Annotated in this window: 22 protein-coding genes; 10 read left to right on the plus strand and 12 right to left on the minus strand. The window is 39.9% G+C overall.

From position 1 onward, the window contains the following. Positions 1 to 116: 116 nt before the first annotated feature. The 8 genes from GKR92_07910 to GKR92_07945 are packed head-to-tail and all read left to right on the plus strand — an operon-like array spanning position 117 to position 6232. On the plus strand, positions 117 to 842 hold the full coding sequence (locus tag GKR92_07910; GenBank protein ID QMU61624.1) for a glutathione S-transferase family protein: 726 nt from the start codon (positions 117 to 119) through the stop codon (positions 840 to 842). Continuing rightward, positions 839 to 1408 carry a DNA-3-methyladenine glycosylase I gene (gene tag / locus GKR92_07915; GenBank protein QMU61625.1) on the plus strand — a complete coding sequence of 190 codons (570 nt, stop codon included), beginning with the start codon at positions 839 to 841 and terminating at the stop codon, positions 1406 to 1408. Before GKR92_07910 ends, tag begins: the two co-directional genes overlap by 4 nt. A gap of 1 nt (position 1409) precedes the next feature. Continuing rightward, positions 1410 to 1721: a hypothetical protein gene (locus GKR92_07920; protein ID QMU61626.1), complete on the plus strand. Its 312-nt coding sequence runs from the start codon at positions 1410 to 1412 to the stop codon at positions 1719 to 1721. Then, entirely contained in the window at positions 1718 to 2071 is a 354-nt protein-coding gene (locus GKR92_07925) for a hypothetical protein (GenBank protein ID QMU61627.1), read from the plus strand. Before GKR92_07920 ends, GKR92_07925 begins: the two co-directional genes overlap by 4 nt. 26 nt (positions 2072 to 2097) lie before the next feature. Beyond that, the gene (locus GKR92_07930; protein QMU61628.1) at positions 2098 to 2616 is read left to right on the plus strand and encodes a LemA family protein; all 519 of its coding nucleotides are present in this window, start codon (positions 2098 to 2100) and stop codon (positions 2614 to 2616) included. After that, positions 2609 to 4552: a DUF2207 domain-containing protein gene (locus GKR92_07935; GenBank protein ID QMU61629.1), complete on the plus strand. Its 1944-nt coding sequence runs from the start codon at positions 2609 to 2611 to the stop codon at positions 4550 to 4552. Before GKR92_07930 ends, GKR92_07935 begins: the two co-directional genes overlap by 8 nt. Positions 4553 to 4578: 26 nt before the next feature. Continuing rightward, positions 4579 to 5556, plus strand: coding sequence for a phosphotransferase (locus GKR92_07940; protein QMU61630.1), 978 nt, complete (start codon positions 4579 to 4581; stop codon positions 5554 to 5556). A gap of 7 nt (positions 5557 to 5563) precedes the next feature. Then, a complete protein-coding gene (locus tag GKR92_07945; protein ID QMU61631.1) occupies positions 5564 to 6232 on the plus strand; it encodes an NTP transferase domain-containing protein in 669 nt (222 codons plus the stop codon). Between the two features lie 23 nt (positions 6233 to 6255). Here GKR92_07945 and GKR92_07950 read toward each other — a convergent pair whose 3' ends face one another. From GKR92_07950 to mrdA, 10 genes are all read right to left on the minus strand, one after another. Next, the gene (locus GKR92_07950; protein ID QMU61632.1) at positions 6256 to 7020 is read right to left on the minus strand and encodes a YdcF family protein; all 765 of its coding nucleotides are present in this window, start codon (positions 7018 to 7020) and stop codon (positions 6256 to 6258) included. Between the two features lie 3 nt (positions 7021 to 7023). Further along, entirely contained in the window at positions 7024 to 8022 is a 999-nt protein-coding gene (gene lipA, locus GKR92_07955; GenBank protein QMU61633.1) for a lipoyl synthase, read from the minus strand. Continuing rightward, positions 8012 to 8653: a lipoyl(octanoyl) transferase LipB gene (gene lipB, locus GKR92_07960; GenBank protein QMU61634.1), complete on the minus strand. Its 642-nt coding sequence runs from the start codon at positions 8651 to 8653 to the stop codon at positions 8012 to 8014. Before lipB ends, lipA begins: the two co-directional genes overlap by 11 nt. Before the next feature lie 63 nt (positions 8654 to 8716). After that, entirely contained in the window at positions 8717 to 8983 is a 267-nt protein-coding gene (locus tag GKR92_07965; protein ID QMU61635.1) for a DUF493 family protein, read from the minus strand. Positions 8984 to 9009: 26 nt separating this feature from the next. Continuing rightward, positions 9010 to 9852, minus strand: a complete 843-nt coding sequence (locus tag GKR92_07970; protein ID QMU61636.1) for a D-amino acid aminotransferase — start codon at positions 9850 to 9852, stop codon at positions 9010 to 9012. A gap of 12 nt (positions 9853 to 9864) precedes the next feature. Next, positions 9865 to 10980: a serine-type D-Ala-D-Ala carboxypeptidase gene (locus GKR92_07975; protein QMU62747.1), complete on the minus strand. Its 1116-nt coding sequence runs from the start codon at positions 10978 to 10980 to the stop codon at positions 9865 to 9867. A 95-nt stretch (positions 10981 to 11075) separates the two neighbouring features. Next, complete coding sequence (locus GKR92_07980; protein QMU62748.1) at positions 11076 to 11963, minus strand: septal ring lytic transglycosylase RlpA family protein; 888 nt, start codon at positions 11961 to 11963, stop codon at positions 11076 to 11078. Positions 11964 to 11967: 4 nt separating this feature from the next. Continuing rightward, positions 11968 to 12969 carry a lytic murein transglycosylase B gene (gene mltB, locus GKR92_07985; protein QMU61637.1) on the minus strand — a complete coding sequence of 334 codons (1002 nt, stop codon included), beginning with the start codon at positions 12967 to 12969 and terminating at the stop codon, positions 11968 to 11970. A 4-nt stretch (positions 12970 to 12973) separates the two neighbouring features. Beyond that, on the minus strand, positions 12974 to 14104 hold the full coding sequence (rodA, locus tag GKR92_07990) for a rod shape-determining protein RodA (protein QMU61638.1): 1131 nt from the start codon (positions 14102 to 14104) through the stop codon (positions 12974 to 12976). 16 nt (positions 14105 to 14120) lie between these two features. Next, on the minus strand, positions 14121 to 16058 hold the full coding sequence (gene mrdA / locus GKR92_07995; protein ID QMU61639.1) for a penicillin-binding protein 2: 1938 nt from the start codon (positions 16056 to 16058) through the stop codon (positions 14121 to 14123). A 227-nt stretch (positions 16059 to 16285) separates the two neighbouring features. On the opposite strand from mrdA, the gene GKR92_08000 reads away from it, so the two are divergent. Both GKR92_08000 and GKR92_08005 read left to right on the plus strand, forming a co-directional pair. After that, positions 16286 to 18289 carry a sodium-translocating pyrophosphatase gene (locus GKR92_08000; GenBank protein QMU61640.1) on the plus strand — a complete coding sequence of 668 codons (2004 nt, stop codon included), beginning with the start codon at positions 16286 to 16288 and terminating at the stop codon, positions 18287 to 18289. Between the two features lie 223 nt (positions 18290 to 18512). Then, positions 18513 to 18866, plus strand: coding sequence for a hypothetical protein (locus tag GKR92_08005; protein QMU61641.1), 354 nt, complete (start codon positions 18513 to 18515; stop codon positions 18864 to 18866). A 69-nt stretch (positions 18867 to 18935) separates the two neighbouring features. Here the strand turns inward: GKR92_08005 and GKR92_08010 are convergent, their stop codons facing one another. Together GKR92_08010 and GKR92_08015 are read right to left on the minus strand one after the other, a co-directional pair. Continuing rightward, a complete protein-coding gene (locus tag GKR92_08010) occupies positions 18936 to 20297 on the minus strand; it encodes a DEAD/DEAH box helicase (GenBank protein QMU61642.1) in 1362 nt (453 codons plus the stop codon). Between the two features lie 276 nt (positions 20298 to 20573). Then, the gene (locus tag GKR92_08015) at positions 20574 to 23711 is read right to left on the minus strand and encodes an AcrB/AcrD/AcrF family protein (protein ID QMU62749.1); all 3138 of its coding nucleotides are present in this window, start codon (positions 23709 to 23711) and stop codon (positions 20574 to 20576) included. Between the last annotated feature and the right edge of the window lie 49 nt (positions 23712 to 23760).

A 23760-nucleotide genomic window follows, 5' to 3' on the forward strand; every position in this document is an offset into this window, starting at 1 on the left:
CTCGTCATGTAATTATAACGCTTATAATATCGCACAAATGGTTTATCTTTATTATAAGACATATAAATTTCTGATAATTATTATAAATAATCCAAAGTACACAATAATTAATATATATGTTAACACTGTACCAATTCCCAATTTCTCATTATTGCGAAAAGATACGCTGGTCACTGGAATATAAAAATATTGAATATAAAAAAGTAAATTTACTGCCTGGACTTCATACTAAAAAAGCAAAAAACCTTACCTCTACTTCCTCTTTACCGATACTTATTCATGATAAAATAGTAATCAACGAATCTAGTAAAATTATTAGCTATCTTGACCAGGCCTTCCCTAACAACTCTCTTACCCCAAGTGACCAGTATTTAAAACAAGAAGCTACACAATGGGAAAAATTTGCAGACGAAGAAATTGGATCAGATGTACGTCGCATTTGCTATCACACCTTACTGAACCATCCAGATATCATCACTCCTTATTTTACAATTGATGGCCCCTGGTATGGAAAGCTCTATATGAATGTCACTTTCCCTAAGTTATCTAAAACTATGCGTAAATTAATGAAGCTTGACGATACAACCGTAATAGAAATTAACCAAAGACTCACTCAAACGATTGAAAAGATCTACGCTCATATAAAAGATAGAGAATTTTTTGTAGGCAATACTTTCAGCCGCGCAGACCTTTCAGTAGCATCATTATTGGCACCGTTATGTAGAACAAAAGGCTATGGCATAGAATGGCCTGAAAAGTTTCCAGAACCTTTACATAGTACTATCCGTAAATACGGAGATAAACTAGACTGGGTGCATCGCATTTATGAACAATATCGATGAAACGTTGCACTTGGGCTCAAACCAGTCCCTCAGAAGAAAAATACCATGATGAAGAATGGGGTGTTCCACTCCACGATGATCGACTTTTATTTGAGTTCTTAATCCTAGAAGGTGCACAAGCAGGTTTAAGCTGGTCTACTATTTTAAATAAACGTGAAGGCTACAGAAAAGCCTTCGATAATTTTGAAGCTCAAAAAATTGCACGCTATTCAAATAATCAAATAGCAAAGCTACTACTGAATCCTGAAATTGTGCGCAATAAACTTAAAATTAACTCAGCAGTAACAAATGCTAAAGCTTTTATAGAAATACAACAAGAATTCAAAAGTTTTAATAACTATATTTGGCAATTTGTAAACGGTAAGCCGATTCAAAATGCATGGAAAATTTCATCTCAAGTCCCTGCTAATACAATAGAATCAGATGCCATGAGTAAAGACCTAAAAATACGCGGCTTCAAATTTGTTGGCACTACGATCTGTTATGCCTTTATGCAAGCTGTGGGTATGGTAAATGACCATACGGCTGATTGTTTTCGCTACAAAACCGTTAAAAAGCTAGCTTAAAATGTCTCTAACCATGCCATTAAGAATAATTGCAGTAATTTTAATTGTAGCAGCTGCATTACAGTTCTTTTTCTATAACCAACTTTTAGTTAAACCTATAGTAGTAGCGCATGTACTTTTCCTGCTCAGCATTTTTAGTGATCGACATACAAAACGCATTGCAGTAATTACCCTAGGACTAGCGATGGTGGTACCAATTGGAGCTTGGCGAATGGTAGAAGCCGGCACCGCTACATATAGTTTCTTTTTCATAAATGTTTTAATATTTTTATATATTGCTTTTATTGCCTTTCAAACATTAAAAGCGAGATGAAAAAACGTATTCTATATACGCTGTTATTTACAGTCATAATTTTACTGGCTATAGATCGAAGTGCTGCCTTTCTTTATAAACCCAAACCCGGTTCTACAGATATTGTTCTTTACACAACAAAGTGGTGCCCATATTGCAATAGCCTGCGAATACACTTCCAGGCAAACAGCATCCCTTTCACGGAACATGATATTGAAAAATCACTTTCGGGCATCGCAGGTTTCTGGGCATTACGTGCTAGAGGGGTTCCAGTATCGGCCATCGGTCCAGAGGTAGTATATGGTTATGATATTAATACAATAAATAATGCCTTGATCGACCTTGGATACAGCTTAAAACTCATAGAATAAACTACACTCTATCTGAATACTTACTTATGACATCTATTGTAATCATTGCAATTATTGTTGCTGTACTTATATGGGGGATATTAGTTTACAACAGCCTTGTGTATGACAGAAATACATCCTTTGCAGCCTGGAGTGACATCGATGTTCAGCTCAAACGTAGACATGATTTAATTCCAAAGCTAGTTGAAGCAATTAAACAGTATGCAGACTACGAGAGCAGCTTATTACAATCAGTAACTGAATTACGCTCACAAGCAAAGTCAATTGAAAATATATCAGATCGCGAGAATGTAGAACGCGAATTGCAATCACAAGTGCATAAACTTATCGCTGTAGTGGAAGACTACCCAGAATTAAAAGCAAATCAAAATTTTCTGGAACTACAAAAAGATATTTCTGACGTGGAAAATAACATCCAATATGCAAGACGCTATTACAATGGAGCAGTTCGTAATATCAATACGCGTATTGATTCTTTCCCAGATTTAATTATCGCTCGTTTTTTTAAATACAAATATCATGAATATTTTCAATTAGATGATTAAGCAACGCACAATACTTATATTTATAAATACTTTTCTAGCTTTAATAGTTACCTTTTTCTGCTTATCAGAACAGGCTTTTTCTGCCGAAGAAATCTTATTTTTTGATAGCCACATTCAAGTTCATGACGACTCTAGCATGTCTGTGACTGAAGAAATAACCGTACGCGCAGAAAACAAAAAAATAAACCGCGGCATATACCGTGACTTTCCTACAAAATATAACGGAAAACTTGGTAATAAAATTAAAGTCGGTTTTGAAATAATTGAAGTATTGAGAAATGGTGTATTAGAGCCTTATCATACAAAAAAAATGAGCAATGGCATTCGCATCTATATAGGAGATAAAAATCGCTACATAAATAGAGGCGAACACAAATATTCCATTAAATATAAAACCAATCAGCAACTTGGTTTTTTTGGCTCACATGATGAACTTTACTGGAACGTTACCGGCAATGGATGGGAATTCCCAATTCTTGAAGCTAAGGCAAGCGTGCACTTACCAGACTCAATTCAAGCAAGCGAAGTTAAGCTTGAGGCATATACAGGTTTCACTGGTAGTCGTGGCCAGAGTTATGACACTGATATAGGTTATTCTGGCAATTACTTATTTAAAACCAATAGACCCCTTGCAAATAGGGAAGGCTTAACTATCGTAGTTACCTGGCCTAAGGGCCATATACATCTGCCGAGTTTCACACAGAAAGCGATATGGTGGTGGCAAGCGAATATCGATAGCCCCATTAACTTACTCGGTTTTTTAGGATTATTAATTTTTTATCTAAGTGCCTGGTGGCAATTAGGCAGAGACCCAAAACCGGGTATCATCATTCCCCGCTACCAACCACCTGCAGGTTTTCCAGCTGGCGGACTTCGTTATATCAAAGAAATGGGCCACGACAAAAAAGCTTTTACTGCAGCTCTACTAAGTCTTGCAGTAAAAGGTTATTTGAAAATAGAAGAAGTTGGCAAAACATATAAATTGCATAAATTAAAGAACACTGATCTCAGATTACCTCCTGGCGAACAAGCAATCCATTCTAGTTTTTTTGGTAAAGCTGATCACAATATAGAGTTAAAAAATACTAACCATGAAAAAATATCTAAAGCTATCTCGCAACACAAGGGCGCGTTAAAAAAAGAATATAGTCAAAGTTATTTCATTCATAACCGTAAAGTTCTTTATATAGGCATCCTTATCTCAATAATTATTGGCGCGGTTATTTTGTTCAATTTAAACAAAGGTGAAGATGCTGGAGCAGCATTATTTCTCATATTTTGGCTATCTATATGGACACCGGTAACCGTTTTTTTAATTCTTGCATGGTTCAACCTTTTTAAATCTCGCTTTACTATAGGAAAGGTGGCAGAACTACCTGTAGCCACCATTTTTGCAGGAGCATGGTCGGCAGGCGAAATTGGCGCCTTAGTAGCATTATGTTCAATAATAGGTATAGCAAATGGCTTAATGCTAATCTCAATTTTTATCGTTAATACTATTTTTTATTTTTTACTCAAAAAACCGACACTGGAAGGAAGAAAACTATTAGACAAAACTGAGGGCTTTAAAAAATATTTAGAAGTCGCAGAGCAAGAAGAATTAAATTTGAGACACCCGCCCAGAAAAACACCAAAATTGTTTGAGGCTTATTTGCCTTATGCGCTCGCTCTTGGTGTAGAAAACGAATGGGCAGAACAGTTCACTAATGTATTTAGCATGCACGGCGAAAATAAAGACTATCATCCAGCGTGGTATAGTGGCAGTCATTGGAATAACAACAACTTAGGTTCTTTCACTGATTCAGTAGGTAGCTCACTAAACTCAGCAATCTCATCATCCTCAACGGCTCCTGGCTCATCTTCCGGTAGCAGTAGTTTTGGAGGTGGCGGCTCCTCTGGAGGCGGAGGAGGAGGAGGCGGTGGTGGCGGCTGGTAACTAGAGTCATTTGTCGAATAACAAAAATGAATTCAGACCCTCGTCTCACTCAACTGCATGAGTGGATAAAAGAAATCTTTGGAAATATTGAATACTCGCTAAATTCTGTTTCTGGTGATGCAAGTTTTCGGCGTTATTTTCGCTTAGTCACTCCACATGCCCAGTACATTGCTGTGGATTCACCACCCGAAAAAGAAAGCAATGATGCATTTATAAATGTAACGCATTTATTGGGTGCAGAAGGTCTACCTGTACCACATATTCACTACAATTCTTTAGATTTTGGATTTTTTCTATTGAGTGACTTGGGTGACGACATATTACTTAATGTACTCACCACGGAGAATGCTGAAAGATTATATCAAAAAGCTCTTAATGCACTGTTATTAATTCAAAAAACAGAGGCCACTAACTTGCCTATTTATGACGAAAAATTATTAGCGCAAGAAATGGAATTATTTAGAGATTGGTTCCTCATTAAAAAATTAAAATTACAAATCAGTGAAAATGAAAACACCTTACTTAGTGAAGCTTTCAAAAGCTTAATTAAAAATGCCACTGAACAACCTCAGGTTTTTGTTCATCGTGATTATCATTCACGCAATTTGATGAATATTGATGGGAAATACCCTGGAATTATAGACTATCAAGATGCAGTACTTGGACCCGTCACCTACGATCTTGTTTCTTTATTGCGTGATTGTTACATTAATTGGCCCGATGAGAAGGTAAAAGAATTAGCGTTAGTTTTCCATAAAAAAGCTATTTCTTGTGAAATAATTAACGAGGTAAGTGAGCAAAATTTTATACAATGGTTTGACTTAATGGGAATTCAACGACACCTTAAAGCAGTAGGTATATTTTCTCGCCTTAATATCAGAGACAACAAGCCAAACTATTTAGATGATATTCCTCGCACATTAAACTATATAAAATCTATCGCAAATATTTATCCACAAACAAAGAGTCTAGCAAGTTTCATCAATAGCAAAGTGAACATTTAATATCGTTATGAAATGCATGTTACTCGCAGCTGGATTAGGCAGACGTCTACACCCTATTACAGATAAAATTCCTAAACCTTTAGTTGAGGTCGCAGGAAAACCACTTATTGAATATCATTTAGAAAACTTAAAATCCGCAGGTTTCAAGGAAATCGTTATCAATCTTTCGCATCTAGGCGAAATGATAGAAGAGCATCTTGGCGATGGTTCTCGATTTGATTTAGCCATTGAATATTCTCACGAAGGCGCAACTCCACTGGAAACTGCAGGAGGAATCATTCGCGCCTTACCATTATTAGGCAATAAACCATTTTTAGTACTCAATGCAGACATTTGGTGTAATCACTCGCTGTCATTTGCAAACCTTACACACGGCAAGCTTGCCCATATAGTGCTAGTAGATAACCCAGCACATAACCCTGATGGCGACTTCGTTTATGAATTTGGGAGAATATATAATACTGGAAGTAGCCACTTCACCTTTAGCGGTATTGGCATATACGACCCTAATTTATTTAAAGACTTCACAGTTGAAAAACGTGCTTTAGCGCCGCTTCTTAGAGATGCAATTGATCAAGAACTTGTGAGTGCAGAATATTTTACCGGTAAGTGGTTTGATATTGGAACACAAGAACGTTTGGTGGAAACTGAAGCTTATGTATCAAAAATTAACTAACTCTTTACAATATTCTTTATTTCTCAATAACCAATATATTTATACCAAAACTTACCCACGTACTCATGCAATGCATTGCTTGTTTGTTTTAGTGCGCCAGCGTTCGGAATATACTCTTTCAATTCTGAAGTAGAGGCACTGCGTTTATAGAATACAGTCGGCGCGGAGATTGGATTTAGCCCCACGTCTTCAAAACACCACATTGCTCTAGGCATATGATAAGCATGCGTAACTAACAAAACTTTACTTATAGAATTTTCATTTAGTATTTTCTTAGTGAACATTGCATTCTCAAAAGTAGTTTTACTTTTTTCTTCCAACCATTTCACTTCAACACCAAAATCTGTTTCAAGTGTCTTTTTCATTAACTTAGCTAAAGAATCTCGTTCATCATTCACACTGCCGCCAGAAATAATTATAGGTAGCTGATGCACTTTCGAAAGCCTTGATGCATATCGCAAGCGTTCTAATGTGGCTGCATTTACCGTATCTAGATTTGCATATTCGCGGGCTATAGGAATTCGTCCCGCTGATAGAACCACTATAGCTTGAGTATCTTGAGGCACTTCTTTTAGAACATCATATTCAAATTGCAATGGATCCAACAATTTATGCGCCATGAACGGTGTACTGGCAAAATACAACAGTACCGATGCTAACAAAATACTAAAAGCAGCTGTTTTACGCAGACGAATCAACCAGAAAAATAGGCCAATTGCTAATAAGACGATAAATCCGGATGGAGGGAGCAAAATGTCGCATACAATGCGTAATGTTTCAGAGTTCATAGCTTAAGAGTAACTCAATGCTTGCTGCGCTTGAAGGTCTGCATGATAAGAAGATCGCACTAATGGACCACTGGCCACATGCTCAAAACCCAATTCGTTGCCTATATTTTTCAAGGCTTCAAACTCTTTAGGATCTAGATAGCGATGCATAGCCAAATGGTGGGCGCTAGGCTGCAAATATTGACCCAAAGTTAGCATATCAACATCATGCGCACGCAAATCCTTCATCACTTCTATTACTTCATTAATCTCTTCGCCCAAACCCAGCATTAATCCAGATTTCGTAGGTACATGTTTAATTCGTTGCTTGTGCTTCTGTAACAACTGTAATGAATGTAGATAGTCCGCACCTGGGCGCGCCGCTGGATACAATCGCGGTACGGTTTCTAAATTATGATTAAATACATCTGCTGACGCTTTGCTTAGAACATCAAGGGCCTTATCCATCCTGCCTCGAAAATCAGGCACGAGAATCTCGATTTTTACTTCACTACTTTGTTGACGAATTTCTCGAATACAATCAACAAAATGACTAGCGCCACCATCTTTTAAATCATCGCGATCAACAGAAGTGACCACAACATAGCGCAAACCTAACTTCAATACAGTTTCTGCTAACTTTACAGGTTCATTCACATCCAAAGGCAAAGGTCTGCCATGCGCAACATCGCAAAACGAACATCGCCGCGTACAAACATCTCCCATAATCATGAAAGTTGCAGTGCCCCCATCAAAACACTCGGTTAAATTTGGACAAGATGCTTCTTCGCAAACAGTGTTTAATTTCTGCTCACGCAATAAGCTCTTCAATTCTCGAACTTTAGCTGATGTAGGAGCTTTGACATGCAACCATTTAGGTTTAGGTATGCGTTTCCGGGTAATTTCATCTAGAGATTTAAATGAAATAGGAATCTTAGTTACTTTTTCATGACCTCTTTGTTTAACACCAAGCTTTGCCACATGTGACTTAGATTGCGAAGTATTTGAATTTTTAGCTGTCATGAATATTTATTTTATTAACTTTATATTCTAAATGTTTGCATAGTTTAAGCATTAATTTTTCCGAAACTGCATGTATGCCTTCAGTTACTCCAACATCTTTAAGTTGAGTAACCGTCAATCCCGGAAACCCACAGGGATTGATTAACGAAAATGGACTTAGATCCATATCAACATTCAATGCAACTCCGTGATAACTGCAGCCACTATGCACGCGTAAACCAAGCGATGCAATTTTCGCATCATTTACATATACGCCATGCGCTTCAGCACGTGCCTGAGAATCAATTTTATAGTCATTTAACAAATCTACTACTGCCTGCTCAACAAGCTGAACAAAACGTTTCACACCTATAGATTTACGTTTCAAATTGACCAATAAATAGATGATTACTTGCCCCGGCCCGTGATAAGTCACTTGCCCACCGCGATCAGATTGCACAATAGGAATATCAGTTTGGCTGAGAACATGCTGCGGATCGGCATTCGCACCCAAGGTGATTACTGCAGGATGCTGCACACACCAAATTTCATCCGCTGCAGTTGAAGTTCGTTGCGTGGTGAATTCACGCATTTTATTGAATACAGAACTGTATTCTTGTAAACCTAGATTACGTATGTGTAGTTCACACATCTATTAAGCTCAGCTATTTTACAGCCATGAATTCTAATCATGAAAGGATTAATCGGCGTTTATTTATAGTGCCATTATGACCCATTCACTGGCAGTTAAGTCCATATAAATTCCATCCAAGTGCTCTTGGCTTGTCGTATTTACCACTGCCGTGATGCTGCAATAATTCTTTTGCTTACTTTCCACCTCATTGATCTTGGTATCTTCAAAATCGTTAAGATGTTTCTTTAGTATTTCGACTACCGCTTTATGAAAACCATGATGATTCTTTCCCATTATTTTAATTGGGAACTCACATGGAAAAACTAATAACGACTCTTCGTCTGACATAAATAAATTTAGAATTTAGAAGATATCTACATCTTGCGCTGTTGATACAATTTATACGTTTTTTGCCAAATTTTACCTGGCTTACCATCAGCAATTACTCTTTGATCAATTTTAGTTGCAGCCAACAATTCTTTTGTAGAACTTGCAATCCAAAGTTCATCTGAGGAATATAACCAATCTTTTGGAATGCGTTGTTGTTTGCATTCAATACCAAGCTCTTCCAATAATTCCAATATAAAATCTCGCGTTATACCCGGCAATATTAAATTGTCTTTTGGATGCGTATACACTATCCCGTCACGCACTAAAAATAAGTTACTAGAAGAACCTTCCAACGCATAATCATCACGAATCATTATCGCTTCAACGGCATCAGCCTCTGCAGCCTCTTGTTTAGCAAGAATGTTTGCCAACAAGCTAATTGCCTTAACATCACAACGTTGCCAGCGAGTGTCGTTAGTCGTTATCAGCTCGACACCATTCTCTATATATTTACTTGGCACTATTGGAAGCGGATTAGCCATAGCAAACACTGTGGCTTGCGTGGCATCTGGGAATACATGATCTCGTGGCGCAACTCCTCGAGTAACTTGAATATAAATGGCGAGATCATCACATTCTGATTGCTGAATTAATTTTTCAATTAATGATAGCCAATCAGACTCGCTATACGGACTAACTACTTTTATCTCCGCCATACTGCGTTGCAAACGACCCATGTGTTGGGACAAGTAAAAAGCCTTATTTTGATAGACCGTGATTAGCTCATAGATACCATCGCCAAATAGAAAGCCGCGATCTAATACGGAAACACGACAATCCTCTAACGGCAGGTATTCGCCATTTAAAAATGCAGGAACAGAAGCCACAGAACGTATGACTTAGAAGAATAGTTTCACGAAGAAATCCACAATGCGTCGCCATAAGCCACCTTCAGGGTTTGATTGCAACGCAACTAACGCTTGCTCTAAATAATCTTCACCTTTTAGTGTGACTTTAACCACCCCAACGTGATCACCCTGTTCAATCGGTGCGATAATTTCAGTATCAATACTCATATCAGCTTTTAAATCTTCGTACCGCCCTCTTGGAATAGTCACAAACAAGTCGTTATCCAAACCAAGTTGAATGGACTTTGACTCGCCTTTCCACATTCGTTGTTGAGCTAATACTTCTCCAGCTTTATATAATTTATGAGATTCATAATATCTAAAACCATAGTTCAACAACGCTTGACTGTTTACCGTACGCGCTCTATCACTATTAGCTCCCATCACTGCAGATATTAAGCACATATTATTCTTCAGTGCGGATGCCGCAAGACAATAACCAGCCGCTTCTGTATGACCTGTTTTAATTCCATCTACTGCACTATCACGCCAAAGCAAACGATTACGGTTAAACTGCTTAATGCCATTAAAGGTGTATTCTTTCTGTGAGTAGCGCTCATATTCTTCAGGAAATTCACTGATCATTGTGCGCGACAATAAAGCAATGTCATATGCAGTGGTATAATGATCTGTATCCGGTAGGCCTGTAGCATTAATATAGTGTGTATCTTTCATTCCGATTCGCATCGCTTGAGCATTCATTACATCAGCAAACGCTTGTTCAGTACCCGCAACATGCTCGGCTAACGCAATACTCGCATCATTGCCAGATTGAATAATGAGCCCTAACATTAGATCATCTAATAAAATTTTATTGCCCACTTCAACAAACATTCTTGAACCAATACTTCGCCAAGCATATTCACTAATTTCTACTTGGTCATCTAACCTAATATCTCCTGCCTGCAAAGATTTATAGACCACGTAGGCTGTCATAATTTTTGTAATGCTCGCAGGATCAACGCGCTCATTTGAATTGTAGTCTGCTAGCACTGCGCCACTAGCGAAGTCCATCAACACATAACTGCTCGCATCGAATTTGGGTGGCGCGGGCACCGGTAATGGCTCCGCACTAATTGCAATATTTGCAATATTTGCAAGAAACATCAATGCTAAAAAAATAATTGCACTTAATTTTTTAGCGCTAAGTTTTATAACTGTAAATTTCACCAATGCCTCCACAAAAACCGCTCCTTAATTAATTATTCAATCACTACGCGGTGATCACTTATACCCATTGCAATTAACTCTGCAACCGTATCATCTGCAGACTTTACCGTCGCTATTGGACCAATACGAACTCGGTGCAGCTGCTTAGTATCTTTCACTATTGAAGAAATGGTCACTACACCCAAGTTAAGCCCACTGAGCTGACTCTTTAACTGACTTGCATTCTTAAACTCACCAAAAGCGCCCACTTGCACAAAAATTTTCGGCCCTTGATTAGAAATAGTGGTAGCTTCTGTAACAATCTCGGGCGATGAATCTGCAACCATTTCAGACTCCACATTAATATCTAGTTCACTACTGGCACTAACAACTCGGTTATGAGTGATTCGATAGTTACGCGGATCGAGTGCTCGCACTTCCACTAACCCCGTTCCTTCCTTAACGATATCCAGCTTGGTGGCTGCCGTATACGACAAGTCAATAACTCTATTACCATGAAATGGCCCACGGTCATTTACACGCAAAACAACCTGCTTACCATTGTTTAAATTAGTAACCTGCACGTATGTCGGTAATGGCAATTGCGTATGCGCGGCTGTCATGCCGTACATATCGTAGGGTTCTCCACTTGATGTGCGTCTACCATGAAATTTTTTACCGTACCAAGAAGCGATACCTCGCTGCACAAATCCCTGACTACTTGGCAAGGTATGGTACGTTTTACCAAACACAACATATGAGCTGGGATTCCCATACTTGCTAAGTGGCTCTACTCTTGGCACTTGATCTGCTGGTAACTGAGACTTAGTTCGATCCACATCTAACGGTGGATCATCCGATATAGAGGGGCGCGTGGAAGAGCATGCACTGAGAACAAACAAAACCAAAATCCATATAGCTAGATTATGGCTATGCTGAATGGAATTAATTTTGAACAACGTAGTCTTTAATATCTTTTTTGATTTGCTGGCTCAATTGATAAACTGCCATGGCGTACATATGACTATGATTATAGCGAGTAATAACGTAAAAATTATTAAATCCTAACCAGTACTCCTCGGAGTTATTATTTTTAAACTCAAGTAGAGCAACAGCTCGTTTTGTATCTGCATTATATTCAGAAGTCACATTATATTGAGGCAACTCAGAAACGGATGCAACTGGTTTAAGTCCTTTTTCTAGCAATGCTTTAAAACGTTTACCTTGCACTTTTGCTGGCACCGTTACAACTTCATCTGCCTTCCACCCATGACGCTTAAAGTAATTTGCCACACTACCGATCACATCCTCATTGCTGCCCCAAAGGTCGCGTGTTCCGTTTTCATCAAAATCAACTGCATAGTGTCGGTAACTACTAGAAATAAACTGACTCTTACCCATCGCACCGGCGTAAGAACCTTTTATTGCTAAAGGATCTAACTTTTCTTCTTGTGCTAACAAAAGAAAATGTTCCAGCTCACTACGAAAAAATTTCTGTCTAGGCGGATAATCAAACCCAAGCGTTACCAGTGAATCAAGCACTGGATACTTCCCCTTGTAACGTCCATAAAAAGTTTCAACCCCAATTATGGCCACCACTATTTCTGGCGGCACTCCATACTCTCGCTCTGCCGCAGCCAGAATGGAGGCATTCTCACTCCAAAATGCAAGACCCTGTTGAATTCGTTTGTCGGTAATAAATATCTTGCGATATTCCTGCCAGTTTTTTTTCTTTTCAGCAGGTCGCTGTATAGCCTCTAAAACCTGTGTTTGCGTTGAGACATTTTTAAATAGATCGTCCAAAGATTCTTTTGGATATTTGTTTTTAGATGAAAATTCATCAATGAATTGCTTTACCTCGGCTCTGTTTAGGTAATCGTTTTCAGAAAATCCTTGCGTGTTACAACAAAAAAATAAAACTGCAACTGAAATTAAATGCTTATACATAAAATTAGTAAGATAAAAATTTACGATGTGAATGGATTGACATTAAAATTCCAAATGCAGCTAAAATTGTAACGGCAGAGGTGCCGCCATAGCTAATTAATGGTAATGGCACCCCCACCACTGGGAGCAGTCCACTCACCATGCCAATGTTTACTAAAAAATAGGCAAAAAATGACAAACTCAAACTCCCCGCCAACAACCTAGAGTAAGTATCTTGTGCACGTGCGGCAATCGTCAAACCACGCATAACAATAAAGCCATAAACACATAACAACACCACCACACCAAGAAAACCAAATTCTTCACTAAACACGGCAAATATAAAATCTGTAGACCTTTCTGGAATAAAATCAAGCTGTGACTGAGTACCATTCAACCAACCCTTACCATATATACCGCCTGAGCCAATCGCTATCTTAGACTGTATTATATGGTAACCAGTTCCAAGTGGATCACTCTCAGGGTTAAACATTGTGAGGATACGTTGCCGCTGATACTCATGCAGATAAAACCAAAACACCGGCATTAATGCCATTGCGATTCCACCAAATATTGCCAGCAACTTCCAAGTAATCCCGGCAAGAAAAATTACGCAAATTCCACCAAATGCAATTAACAAGGCGGTGCCTAAATCTGGTTGGATCAATACCAAACCTACTGGTATCGCAATCATCAATAATGCAATAAAGATTTGCAAGATGGTGGGTGGCATAGGTTTTTCACTGAAATACCAAGCCACCATCATGGGTAGGAAAATTTTTAACAGCTCAGATGGCTGAAAGCGCACAAAACCAAGATCAATCCAACGCTGTGCACCTTTACCACTGTAGCCAATTGCCATTACCACTAACAATAAGGCTATTCCTAACAAATATAACCATGGTGACCAACGCGCTAATTCTTTTACTGGAATTTGTGCTAAAAATAATAGCGCCACAAATCCTAATCCAAAACGAATGGATTGCCGTGTGATGGCTGCCATTTCTCCACTAGTAGCACTATATAAAACCGCTAAACCTATGCCGCAAAGCAACAATAGAGAAACAAATAAAGCTGGATCAATATTAAATAAATTCCGTTCTTCCCGGATTGGCGAAGTTACCAATGAATCTTTAATGGAGTAGCTACTTGCCATATATATTCTACTTTATTTATTGCACCAATGAACTTGCAAGCGCTGCAGACGATTTACCAAATTGTTGTTGATCCCCAGAGCCATAGTTAGCACCGTATGTGGCAATCAACTCTTCTTTACTCAGCAAATAATGATCCATTACAGCTCTTGCTACTGGAGCCGCCGATTTACTACCACCGCCGCCATTCTCAACAATCACAGCAATCGCTATTCTTGGATCATCTGCTGGTGCAAAGGCAATAAACAACCCATGATCACGTAGCTTTTCACTTACGTTTTCCTCTTCATACTCTTCATCTTCCGCTAAACCAAAAACTTGCGCCGTACCCGTCTTACCTGCAATTTTATATTTTGCGTCTTTGCCTATCCTAAAAGCTGTGCCATTTGGTTTATGCGCCACATCAATCATCGCGGATATTACTTGGTCCCAATACAATTCACTTTCTACATTTATATATGGCATTGCAGTGGCACTTGCAGACTCTTCAGTTTGATCTTGTTTACGTGTTGAACGTAAAAATCTAGGACGTATACCTTGCCCACGCATCGCTAGCGCACTGGTTGCTGTGGCGAGCTGCAAAGGTGTCGTCAGCATATATCCTTGACCAATACCGGTAATGACCGTCTCCCCTGGGTACCAAGGTTGGCCATAAACTGCTTTTTTCCACTGTACCGACGGTATTAATCCTTTTGCCTCTCCCCAAGTATCTAACTCAGTTCGAGAACCTAAATTAAATTGAACTAAAAACTCTGAAATTTTATCAATACCGAGTTCAGTTGCCAGAGTATAAAAATACACATCGCAAGACTGGATAATCGCTTTATACATATCAACTTTACCGTGACCACCTTTTTTCCAATCACGATACTTTCGCTCATGTCCTGGTAACTTATAAAACGGCCCGGCATACATAGTCTCGCCTGCCCAGACTGCGCCATAATGCAGTCCTGCCAATGCCATCATTGGTTTTATCGTAGAACCTGGGGGGTATTGGCCACGCAGTGCGCGATTAAATAAAGGACGATCATCATCATCTCGCAGCAGAGAATATTGCTTACTGCTAATTCCATTTACAAAAAGATTGGGATCAAAAGTGGGCGTGCTTACAAATACAAGAACCTCTCCAGTGACAGGATCCATTGCCACTACCGAACCATTTCGTTCACCTAGGCTGTGTTGCGCAATTTTTTGTAAATGCGCATCAATCGATAAAACTAAATCTGCACCTGGAGTGGGCAACACTTTTTCCAATACGCGCAGCTTACGACCCTGAGCATTAATTTCAATATGTTGATAACCCACTTCACCATGCAATACATCTTCGTAAAATTTCTCTACTCCCACTTTACCTATATGAGTGGTGCCACTATATTTTTGCTTATCAATCCGTTGTGCTTCTTGTGCATTAATTCGGCCCACATAACCCAGTGCATGGGTATTCATCCCTGAGAAAGGATAGAAACGATTTGCACGTGCCGTGATCTCAACACCAGGGAAACGATGACGGTTTACTGAAAATTTTGCGACTTCAATTTCATTTAAATTTAATTTCAACGGAATCGATTCAAATGATTGCTTACGTTTCACATCTTCAAAAAATTTCTTTAAATGATGCTCTTCTAGTTGAATATATTCTCCAAGCTGCTGGACAACTTGTTGGAGGTCATCCACTTGTACAGGAGTAATCTCTATTTGATAAGTCGATTTATTATCCGCTAGTAATTTCAGGTTGCGATCAAAAATTAACCCGCGCGTAGGCGCTATGGGCACCACACGGACTCGATTGTCTTGAGATAAGGTTGTGTAATGTTCATTGCTGACAATCTGCAGATGAAACAGCCTAGCACCCAGCACAAAAATGCAGCAAAAAACTAAAAATGCGACCACATAAACGCGTGCACGGAAATAGCGCTCTTCAAGCTTTGGGTTTTTGAGAAAATCGCGTGATGCCAATTCGCTAATACACCTTATATATAGAGAAACAGGTAAAAGATTCTAACCTACTTTTTATAGTGTATTTTAACCAATTCAATTTTTTGATTGCATAAGATTATTCATTAGTTGAATCACCCCAATTTACTTATATAATCAGCGGCCAGTCGAAAATGACTAGAATAACGACAACCATTCGACTGCTCTCACCTTTGACATAAATAACCAGCGATTTTGGAGAAAGATTAATGAACATCGACCAGCTACCCGTAATTCTTGGAGGAATAGGCCTCGTCGCAGCCTTTATTATTTACCGAGTTATTATGAGCTACTCACCTGGCAGCGGCAAAGTCGTTGAAATTGGTGAAGAAATTCATAAAGGCGCTATGACCTTCATACGCCGTGAGTACACAATCTTATTTATTTTTGCAGCCTTCGTAGGTGTCGCAGTTTGGCTCTCGTTAGGCTACAAAACTGCCATCGCCTTCACTGTTGGCGCATTATGCTCTTCTGCTGCCGGCTTCATCGGCATGCATACCGCAACCAAAGCGAATGTTCGCACCACAACGGCCGCGAGCGAGAAAGGCGCAGGTGCGGCATTAAACGTGGCCTTTTTTGGCGGCTCTATAATGGGCCTCACGGTTGCCTCAATGGGTTTATTAGGACTAGGCGCACTCTATTTAATGTTTGGGCGTGATCCCGCTACAGCCCATTTAATACATGGCTTTGGCATGGGCGCTTCTATTGTTGCTTTATTCTCTCGTGTTGGCGGCGGCATTTTTACCAAGAGCGCTGACGTTGGTGCGGATTTGGTGGGAAAGATTGAAGCAGGTATCCCGGAAGACGACCCACGTAACCCAGGCGTAATTGCCGACAACGTTGGAGACAACGTAGGTGATGTTGCCGGTATGGGTTCAGATATTTTTGAATCGTATTGCGGTTCCATTATTGCCACTATCGCAATTGCTGCAACACTTAGCCCCTTAGTATTAGAACAACTAGGCGCAAAACAGACCTTAATGTTCTTGCCATTAGGTTTAGCCTCGGTTGGCCTGCTTTGTTCAATTCTTGGCATCATAATTGTTAAGATATTTGCCGCTAAAGCCCCTGCCACCGCATTACGTATTGGCACATTCTCATCCGCTGTGGTTTTCATTATCGCTGCATACTTCACCATAAAATCACTAGGTGTTGATAATGGCGTATGGATTGCAGTACTTGCAGGTGCAGTAGGTGGAATCGTTATTGGACTCGTAACTGAGTATTACACCGGCGGCCCTCCTGTAAGAAATATTGCTAAAAGTGGTGAAACTGGTCCTGCAACGGTAATGATTTCTGGCTTAGCTACCGGCATGCAATCGGTAGTGGTACCCGTATTAGCCATTGCCGCAATTATTTTCTTCGCCAACCAGTTTGCGGATCTATATGGTGTAGGAATAGCCGCCGTAGGCATGTTAGCAACCGTAGGAATTACCATGGCGATTGATGCATACGGGCCTGTAGCCGATAACGCAGGTGGAATTGCCGAAATGGCCGAGCTAGGTGAAGACGTTCGAGAAATAACGGATGGACTTGATGAAGTGGGTAACACCACTGCAGCGATAGGTAAAGGATTCGCAATTGGTGCCGCCGCATTAGCTGCATTAGCGATCATTACTGCCTACCTTGCGGAAGTAAGCGCACATGGTAGCGGTAAGATCATTCTCGATATTAGTAATCCTCGAGTGTTAATCGGATTATTCATAGGCGGAATATTCCCATTCATTGTGGCCTCCATGACCATGACTGCTGTAGGCGATGCAGCCTTTGACATGATTAAAGAAATTCGTCGCCAATTCAAAGAGATTCCGGGTCTGTTAGAAGGCACCGCAAAACCCGATACGGTTCGTTGTGTAGATATTGCAACTACAGCTGCATTAAAGCGCATGATCCCACCCGGCTTGTTAGCGGTTATCGCACCGGTAGCAGTTGGTTTTGGATTTGGTGCTGAAACGCTTGGCGGAATGTTAGGCGGCGCATTACTCGTTTGCGTACTCATGGCACTGATGATGGCCAACGCAGGCGGCGCATGGGACAACGCTAAAAAGTATGTAGAAAAAGGTAACTTGGGTGGCAAAGGTTCCGATACCCATACTGCAGTAGTGGTGGGTGATACCGTAGGTGATCCATTCAAAGACACCTCAGGTCCATCCATGAACATTTTAATTAACGTAATGGCAATAGTAAGTTTAGTGATTGCACCGTTACTTTAATTATTAATGCTAGGTAAACAAAAACGCCGAATCTTTTATTCGGCGTTTTTTTTGGTTTAGAATTGGTGTCTATTAACAGATCAAAATGTCCGCTTATGGCCGAAAGCAGACATTCTCATTTTTACTGAGGTATGTGATAGTAGGAATGAATGTGAGGTGTAAATTAGGTCCTATAATTTATGCTATTACAAAATTTTTCTAATCAATATTAGTGGAGATCATAATGACAAGTGGACTAGGTGAAGGAGATATAAAGAAATATTTTGAGGCATGGTCTGTGGGTGACGTAGATAAAATTATGGCCTATTTCGGAGACGAAATTGTTTATGAAGATATTCCAACAAGTAAATTATCTACAGGACAAATTGAAGCACGAGCATTCATACAAAAATTTCTGAACGACACGCCAGGGCTCAAAATGATTCCGAACAACATCATGATTTTGAACAATAAAGCTGCGATCGAATGGACTATGAGTGGTGGCAGTGGTGATGAGGCTTGGGATGTTCGTGGAGCTACAGTTATGGAGCATGAAAATGGGGAAATCAACCGAGTAACGGACTACTGGAATGAGTAGAAGTTAATATAGGTGGTATTGAGTAATGTCCGCTTATGGCTGAAAGCGGACATTTAACAGACTGATTACTTAAGCATGCGAGCTCTGCTGGCGTGCACGATTGCCTGATCGTCCTTGATTATTAGAACGACCCTTATATGGAGACGAAGAAGGAGATGGCTTCTTTTTATTGCCATTGGCTTGTTTCTTTCCAGATCCAGACTGCCTTCTTTGTGATGGTTTTTTAGCACCTTGCCCTTTGCCACGGCGCGGCTGTTGCTGACGCCCCATAGTAATCGGTTGCGCTTTGATGGTCGGATCGGGCTCAAAGTTTTCAATAATTACTTTAGGAATATCAATCTTAATCAGACGTTCAATATCTTTTAGTAGTTTTGCTTCGTCTATGCATACTAACGATACCGCTTCACCTTCATGACCCGCACGACCCGTGCGACCAATTCGATGTATATAGTCTTCTGGCACATGCGGTAATTCATAATTCACGACATGTGGGAGCTGGCTAATATCCAAGCCACGTGCTGCAATATCTGTTGCCACCAACACTCTCACTTTTCCAGATTTAAAATGTGCTAATGCTTTGGTCCTAGCGCCTTGGCTTTTGCCGCCATGGATTGCAGCAGCATCCAAGCCATCCTTAACTAATGCTAGCGCAAGACGATCACAATTTCGTTTAGTACGTGCGAACACTAGTACTTGTTTCCAATTACCAGCACCAATGAGCTTGGAAAGTAGTTTGCGCTTTTTCTTGGCATCTACCGGGTGAACCACTTGCGTTACTCGTTCCGCTGCAGTATTACGTTGAGCTACTTCAATTAACTCGGGCTCGTGAAGTAAATCTCCCGCCAAATGCTTAATCTCATTTGAGAACGTTGCGGAAAATAGTAGTGTTTGTTTTTGCTTAGGTACTAACTTTAGAACTTTGCGGATATCATGAATGAAGCCCATATCCAGCATGCGATCTGCTTCATCAAGCACTAAAATCTCGACCTTAGATAAATCTACTGTGTTTTGACCTACGTGATCTAATAATCTGCCTGGTGTCGCAACCAATATATCTACACCATCGCGTAGTTTTTTAATTTGCGGTCTTATACTTACGCCACCAAACACTGAAGTAGATCGAAGAGGCAAATATTTGCCGTACGTACGTACGCTTTCGGTAACTTGTGCGGCAAGTTCACGTGTTGGTGTGAGCACTAAAGTACGTATTACACGTCGACCTTTCTGTGGTTTGCTTTCCATCAGTCTTTGCAACATCGGCAAAGTAAATCCAGCGGTTTTCCCGGTACCAGTTTGCGCGCCACCCATTAGATCGCGTCCTTCTAATATAGGAGGAATGGCTTGGGTTTGTATGGGTGTAGGAGTGCTGTAGCCTTTTTCAGACGCAGCACGGAGTAATTCGGTTCTTAAACCGAGTGATTCAAATGACATTTTTTTACTATCTCCAGAGATCGGCCCACCCAATGCAAAAGCTTGGAATGGTCTAGGCGAAAACTATTTTTGTGTTTATTTTAGTTTTACTGAGGTGAATCAATATGATTACCGTTTTGAACAAGGATGCAGACCAATGTGCACCTTAGATTGAAAAATGACTATAGCAGGTTTTTTGGCCAACATAAGTGCGCAAAAGGCTAGGCTCATTATATTACCAAAATCATATTACCAATATCCGTATTACCAAAACTCATAAACCTAAATGTAAAGCTTCTATGCAGGATTTTCCTTCATAGATCTAATTTTTTCAGAAGTATAATTACGTAAATCATCTGCAATCATATAAAAACACGGCAATACAATAAGTATTAATACGGTCGCAAAGATCAAACCAAATCCTAAGCTTACTGCCATCGGTGAAAGAAATGCAGTTTGGCCACTAGCAAAAAATATCAGCGGCGATATACCTAAGAATGTAGTAACGGTGGTTAATAAAATAGGCCGAATCCTTACCCGCCCTGCTTCAACTAACGCATCAAAACAATTCGCTCCATCTGCAATTTTCTTTTTAGCAAAATCAATCAGAATCAGTGAGTCATTCACTACAATTCCCGTCAAAGCAAGAAAACCTATCATAGATAAAAACTGCAAGTTATACCCGAAGAGCATATGTCCAACAATCACTCCTACAATTGCGAATGGTATCGCAAACATGATTACAAACGGATCTAATAATGATTTAAATAGTGCGGCTAAGATAAAAAAGATAACTGCCAAAGCAATTATCAGCATCTTACCTATATCATTAAAGGAATCTTGCGCCTCTTTTTTCTCGCCCAAGAATAATAATGAGTAACCAAAATTATCATCACTTAAAGTTTTAAATTCTTCTTCTAACAGTGCTGTTACTTCTAGTGGTGTAATGGCATCTTTATCTACTTCAGCCGTAATTAAAGATAATCGTTTTGAATCGCGTCGTTGCACTGCACCCAATCCACGACCCAGTTCTATCGTGGCCACCTCACCTAAATAAACCGTACCGCCGCTCTCTAGTGTAATCGGCAAGCGATTAAGACCCGCTCCATCTTCACGTATCGAATCTGGATAAATCACTCTTACAGGATATCGGTCAGATTTCCAATTTACCTGCATCACTTCCAAGCCCAAGTAACCTGTACGTACTGCATCGGCAATTTGCGTTTGCGTAAGACCTAACTCTCGACCTCGTGCATTAATAGTGTATTGATATTCAAGTTTGCCGGGTTCTAAATCCTGCCGTACATCACGCACTCCGGGTACACGTCGCAAAAACGTAACTACCTCACCAGACAAACTCAGTAATTTTTCTGTTTCTTTACCGACTATACCCACTTCTATATCAGATCCTGCAGGACCACCTTGTGGACGCAATATAGAAAAACGCTGTATACCAGGTATTGAAGACACGCTCTCGCGCACTTCATTTAAAATTTCTTCAGTACTACGCTCTCGTACTCCTTGCGATGTAAAACGCATATTCACCAATGGACTTACAAATTTTTCAACAACTCCTTTTGGTTTTGGTTTTTTTAGGTCCACCACAAATTGAATGTAGTTGCTGCCAAGCTTTAAACGATTAAAATCGATTAGTGTCACACCCACATTCGTTAGCAGTGTATCCAATTCGTTCTCTTGAAATATTCCATCGAATTTTTTCTCAATTTGAATTGCTAGCTCAGTAGTATCTTCAATACTGTAGGTATTGGGTGCTTCAACATTAACCAGAAATTGACCAATTTCAACATCACCAAATTGATTGTATGGCATATGCGTCTTAGCGAATGCCAACACAACACTTAACACACCTATTGTTATTGCAGAAATAAAATAACGATTGTGCAAAGCGTATTTCACAACGGAAATATACTTTTCTAACCATTTATTCCAATCTACCCTACTGCGTTTCTTTTGCTTAGCTAAACGCAACATCTCGGCTGAATGTGAAGGCAAAACAACGAAAGCTTCTAACAACGAACCTACCAGGGCTGCTGTAACCACAACCGGAATCACTTGAATAAACAAGCCGAGCGTTCCAGACACGCCAAACATTGGTAAAAAAGCAGCAACTGTGGTGCAGGTTGATGCCATTACTGGCCAAAACACCTCATTCGCACCCTTCTTTGCTGCTTGCACGGCACCCATACCGCCCTCTAAATGACGGTAGGTGTTTTCAGTCACGATGATGGCATCATCAACAATCATCCCCAAGGCAATTAAGAACGCAAACATGGAGACCATGTTGATGGTATAGCCTAGGTAATAAATAATAATTACAGCAACCAAAAATGAAACCGGTATTCCCATAGCAGTAATTGCAGCAACTCTAAAATTTAAAAACAAATACAGTGACAACAAAACCAGAACTAACCCTATTGCACCAGATGACTTTAAGGTTTCTAGCCGAGTCTTTACATAAATAGATAAATCACTAAATAACCCAACTTTAATATTGGGTGGAAGCTCTTGTTGTAATTGCGCCGCAAGCTCACGTGTTAATCTAGATACCTCAATGGTAGAAGCCTTAGCCGTTTTAGTAATGGTGAGGTTTACAGAGGGTTTATTATTGAAACGACCTAAGGTTTTAGTCTCCTCCAAACGCAGTTGCACATCAGCGACCTCACCTAATACAAGTTGCCCACCGTTTGTATCGCTACGTAAAACAATCTTCTTGGTCGCCTCGATATTCGGCGCCGCCCCTTTGCCTCGTAAAAGAATATCGCCTTCTGATGCTTTCAGTGACCCACCAGGCAAATCTCGCAGATTGTTACGCAATGCAATAGTGACCGCAGCCAATGACACATTTCGTGCCGACAAGACAAAAGGATCAACCACGATCCATAATTCCCATTCACGCTCGCCGGCAATGCTTACACTGGCAACACCATCAATTTGTTGTAAACGACTTTTAATATCTTTAGCGGTCTGCACCAAAGTTCCGGCTGACGCGTCGCCATAAATACTAATACTAATAACCGGAAAACGAGTTTTTAGCCGCGTAATCGTAGGTCGTTCTGATTCTTCTGGCAGGTCAGTTATTGCATCTACGGTAGACCGCAGATCACGCACAAACTCATCTATGTTAGCATCTGGCTTAAGATCAATAACAATTTTAGACACGCCCTCATTACTTTCAGAAGTCACCACATCAATATCTGCAAGTAGATCTAATTCATCTTCTATAGGAATCGTTACTTGCGACTCAACTTCTTCGGGAGGCGCACCTTCAAATATGGTATTAATGCGGACTTTATCAATTTCAACTACTGGAAACATTTCTTGCGGCATACTGCGCCAAGATAAAGTTCCTAGCACAATAATTAGCACTAGAAAAAGGTTCACTACAAGGGGGTTTTTGATTGAGAAATTAATGATTCCCATTTTAATAATTGTCTACAGTTTTAAAAATAGATAGTTTTGATTT

The sequence above is a fragment of the Gammaproteobacteria bacterium genome, assembly GCA_014075255.1.
GTDB lineage: Bacteria > Pseudomonadota > Gammaproteobacteria > UBA4575 > UBA4575 > JABDMD01.

Excerpts from the sequence above, each read along its gene's own strand:
- GKR92_07920 (QMU61626.1), top strand. The coding sequence starts at position 1,410 with ATGTCTCTAACCATGCCATTAAGAATAATTGCAGTAATTTTAATTGTA.
- rodA (QMU61638.1), bottom strand. The coding sequence starts at position 14,104 with ATGGCAAGTAGCTACTCCATTAAAGATTCATTGGTAACTTCGCCAATC.
- GKR92_07935 (QMU61629.1), top strand. The coding sequence starts at position 2,609 with ATGATTAAGCAACGCACAATACTTATATTTATAAATACTTTTCTAGCT.
- lipB (QMU61634.1), bottom strand. The coding sequence starts at position 8,653 with ATGTGTGAACTACACATACGTAATCTAGGTTTACAAGAATACAGTTCT.
- GKR92_08005 (QMU61641.1), top strand. The coding sequence starts at position 18,513 with ATGACAAGTGGACTAGGTGAAGGAGATATAAAGAAATATTTTGAGGCA.
- GKR92_07945 (QMU61631.1), top strand. The coding sequence starts at position 5,564 with ATGAAATGCATGTTACTCGCAGCTGGATTAGGCAGACGTCTACACCCT.
- GKR92_08010 (QMU61642.1), bottom strand. The coding sequence starts at position 20,297 with ATGTCATTTGAATCACTCGGTTTAAGAACCGAATTACTCCGTGCTGCG.
- GKR92_07965 (QMU61635.1), bottom strand. The coding sequence starts at position 8,983 with ATGTCAGACGAAGAGTCGTTATTAGTTTTTCCATGTGAGTTCCCAATT.
- lipA (QMU61633.1), bottom strand. The coding sequence starts at position 8,022 with ATGACAGCTAAAAATTCAAATACTTCGCAATCTAAGTCACATGTGGCA.
- GKR92_07950 (QMU61632.1), bottom strand. The coding sequence starts at position 7,020 with ATGAACTCTGAAACATTACGCATTGTATGCGACATTTTGCTCCCTCCA.
- GKR92_07940 (QMU61630.1), top strand. The coding sequence starts at position 4,579 with ATGAATTCAGACCCTCGTCTCACTCAACTGCATGAGTGGATAAAAGAA.
- GKR92_07930 (QMU61628.1), top strand. The coding sequence starts at position 2,098 with ATGACATCTATTGTAATCATTGCAATTATTGTTGCTGTACTTATATGG.
- GKR92_07925 (QMU61627.1), top strand. The coding sequence starts at position 1,718 with ATGAAAAAACGTATTCTATATACGCTGTTATTTACAGTCATAATTTTA.
- GKR92_07910 (QMU61624.1), top strand. The coding sequence starts at position 117 with ATGTTAACACTGTACCAATTCCCAATTTCTCATTATTGCGAAAAGATA.
- GKR92_08000 (QMU61640.1), top strand. The coding sequence starts at position 16,286 with ATGAACATCGACCAGCTACCCGTAATTCTTGGAGGAATAGGCCTCGTC.
- tag (QMU61625.1), top strand. The coding sequence starts at position 839 with ATGAAACGTTGCACTTGGGCTCAAACCAGTCCCTCAGAAGAAAAATAC.
- GKR92_07975 (QMU62747.1), bottom strand. The coding sequence starts at position 10,980 with ATGTTTCTTGCAAATATTGCAAATATTGCAATTAGTGCGGAGCCATTA.
- mltB (QMU61637.1), bottom strand. The coding sequence starts at position 12,969 with ATGTATAAGCATTTAATTTCAGTTGCAGTTTTATTTTTTTGTTGTAAC.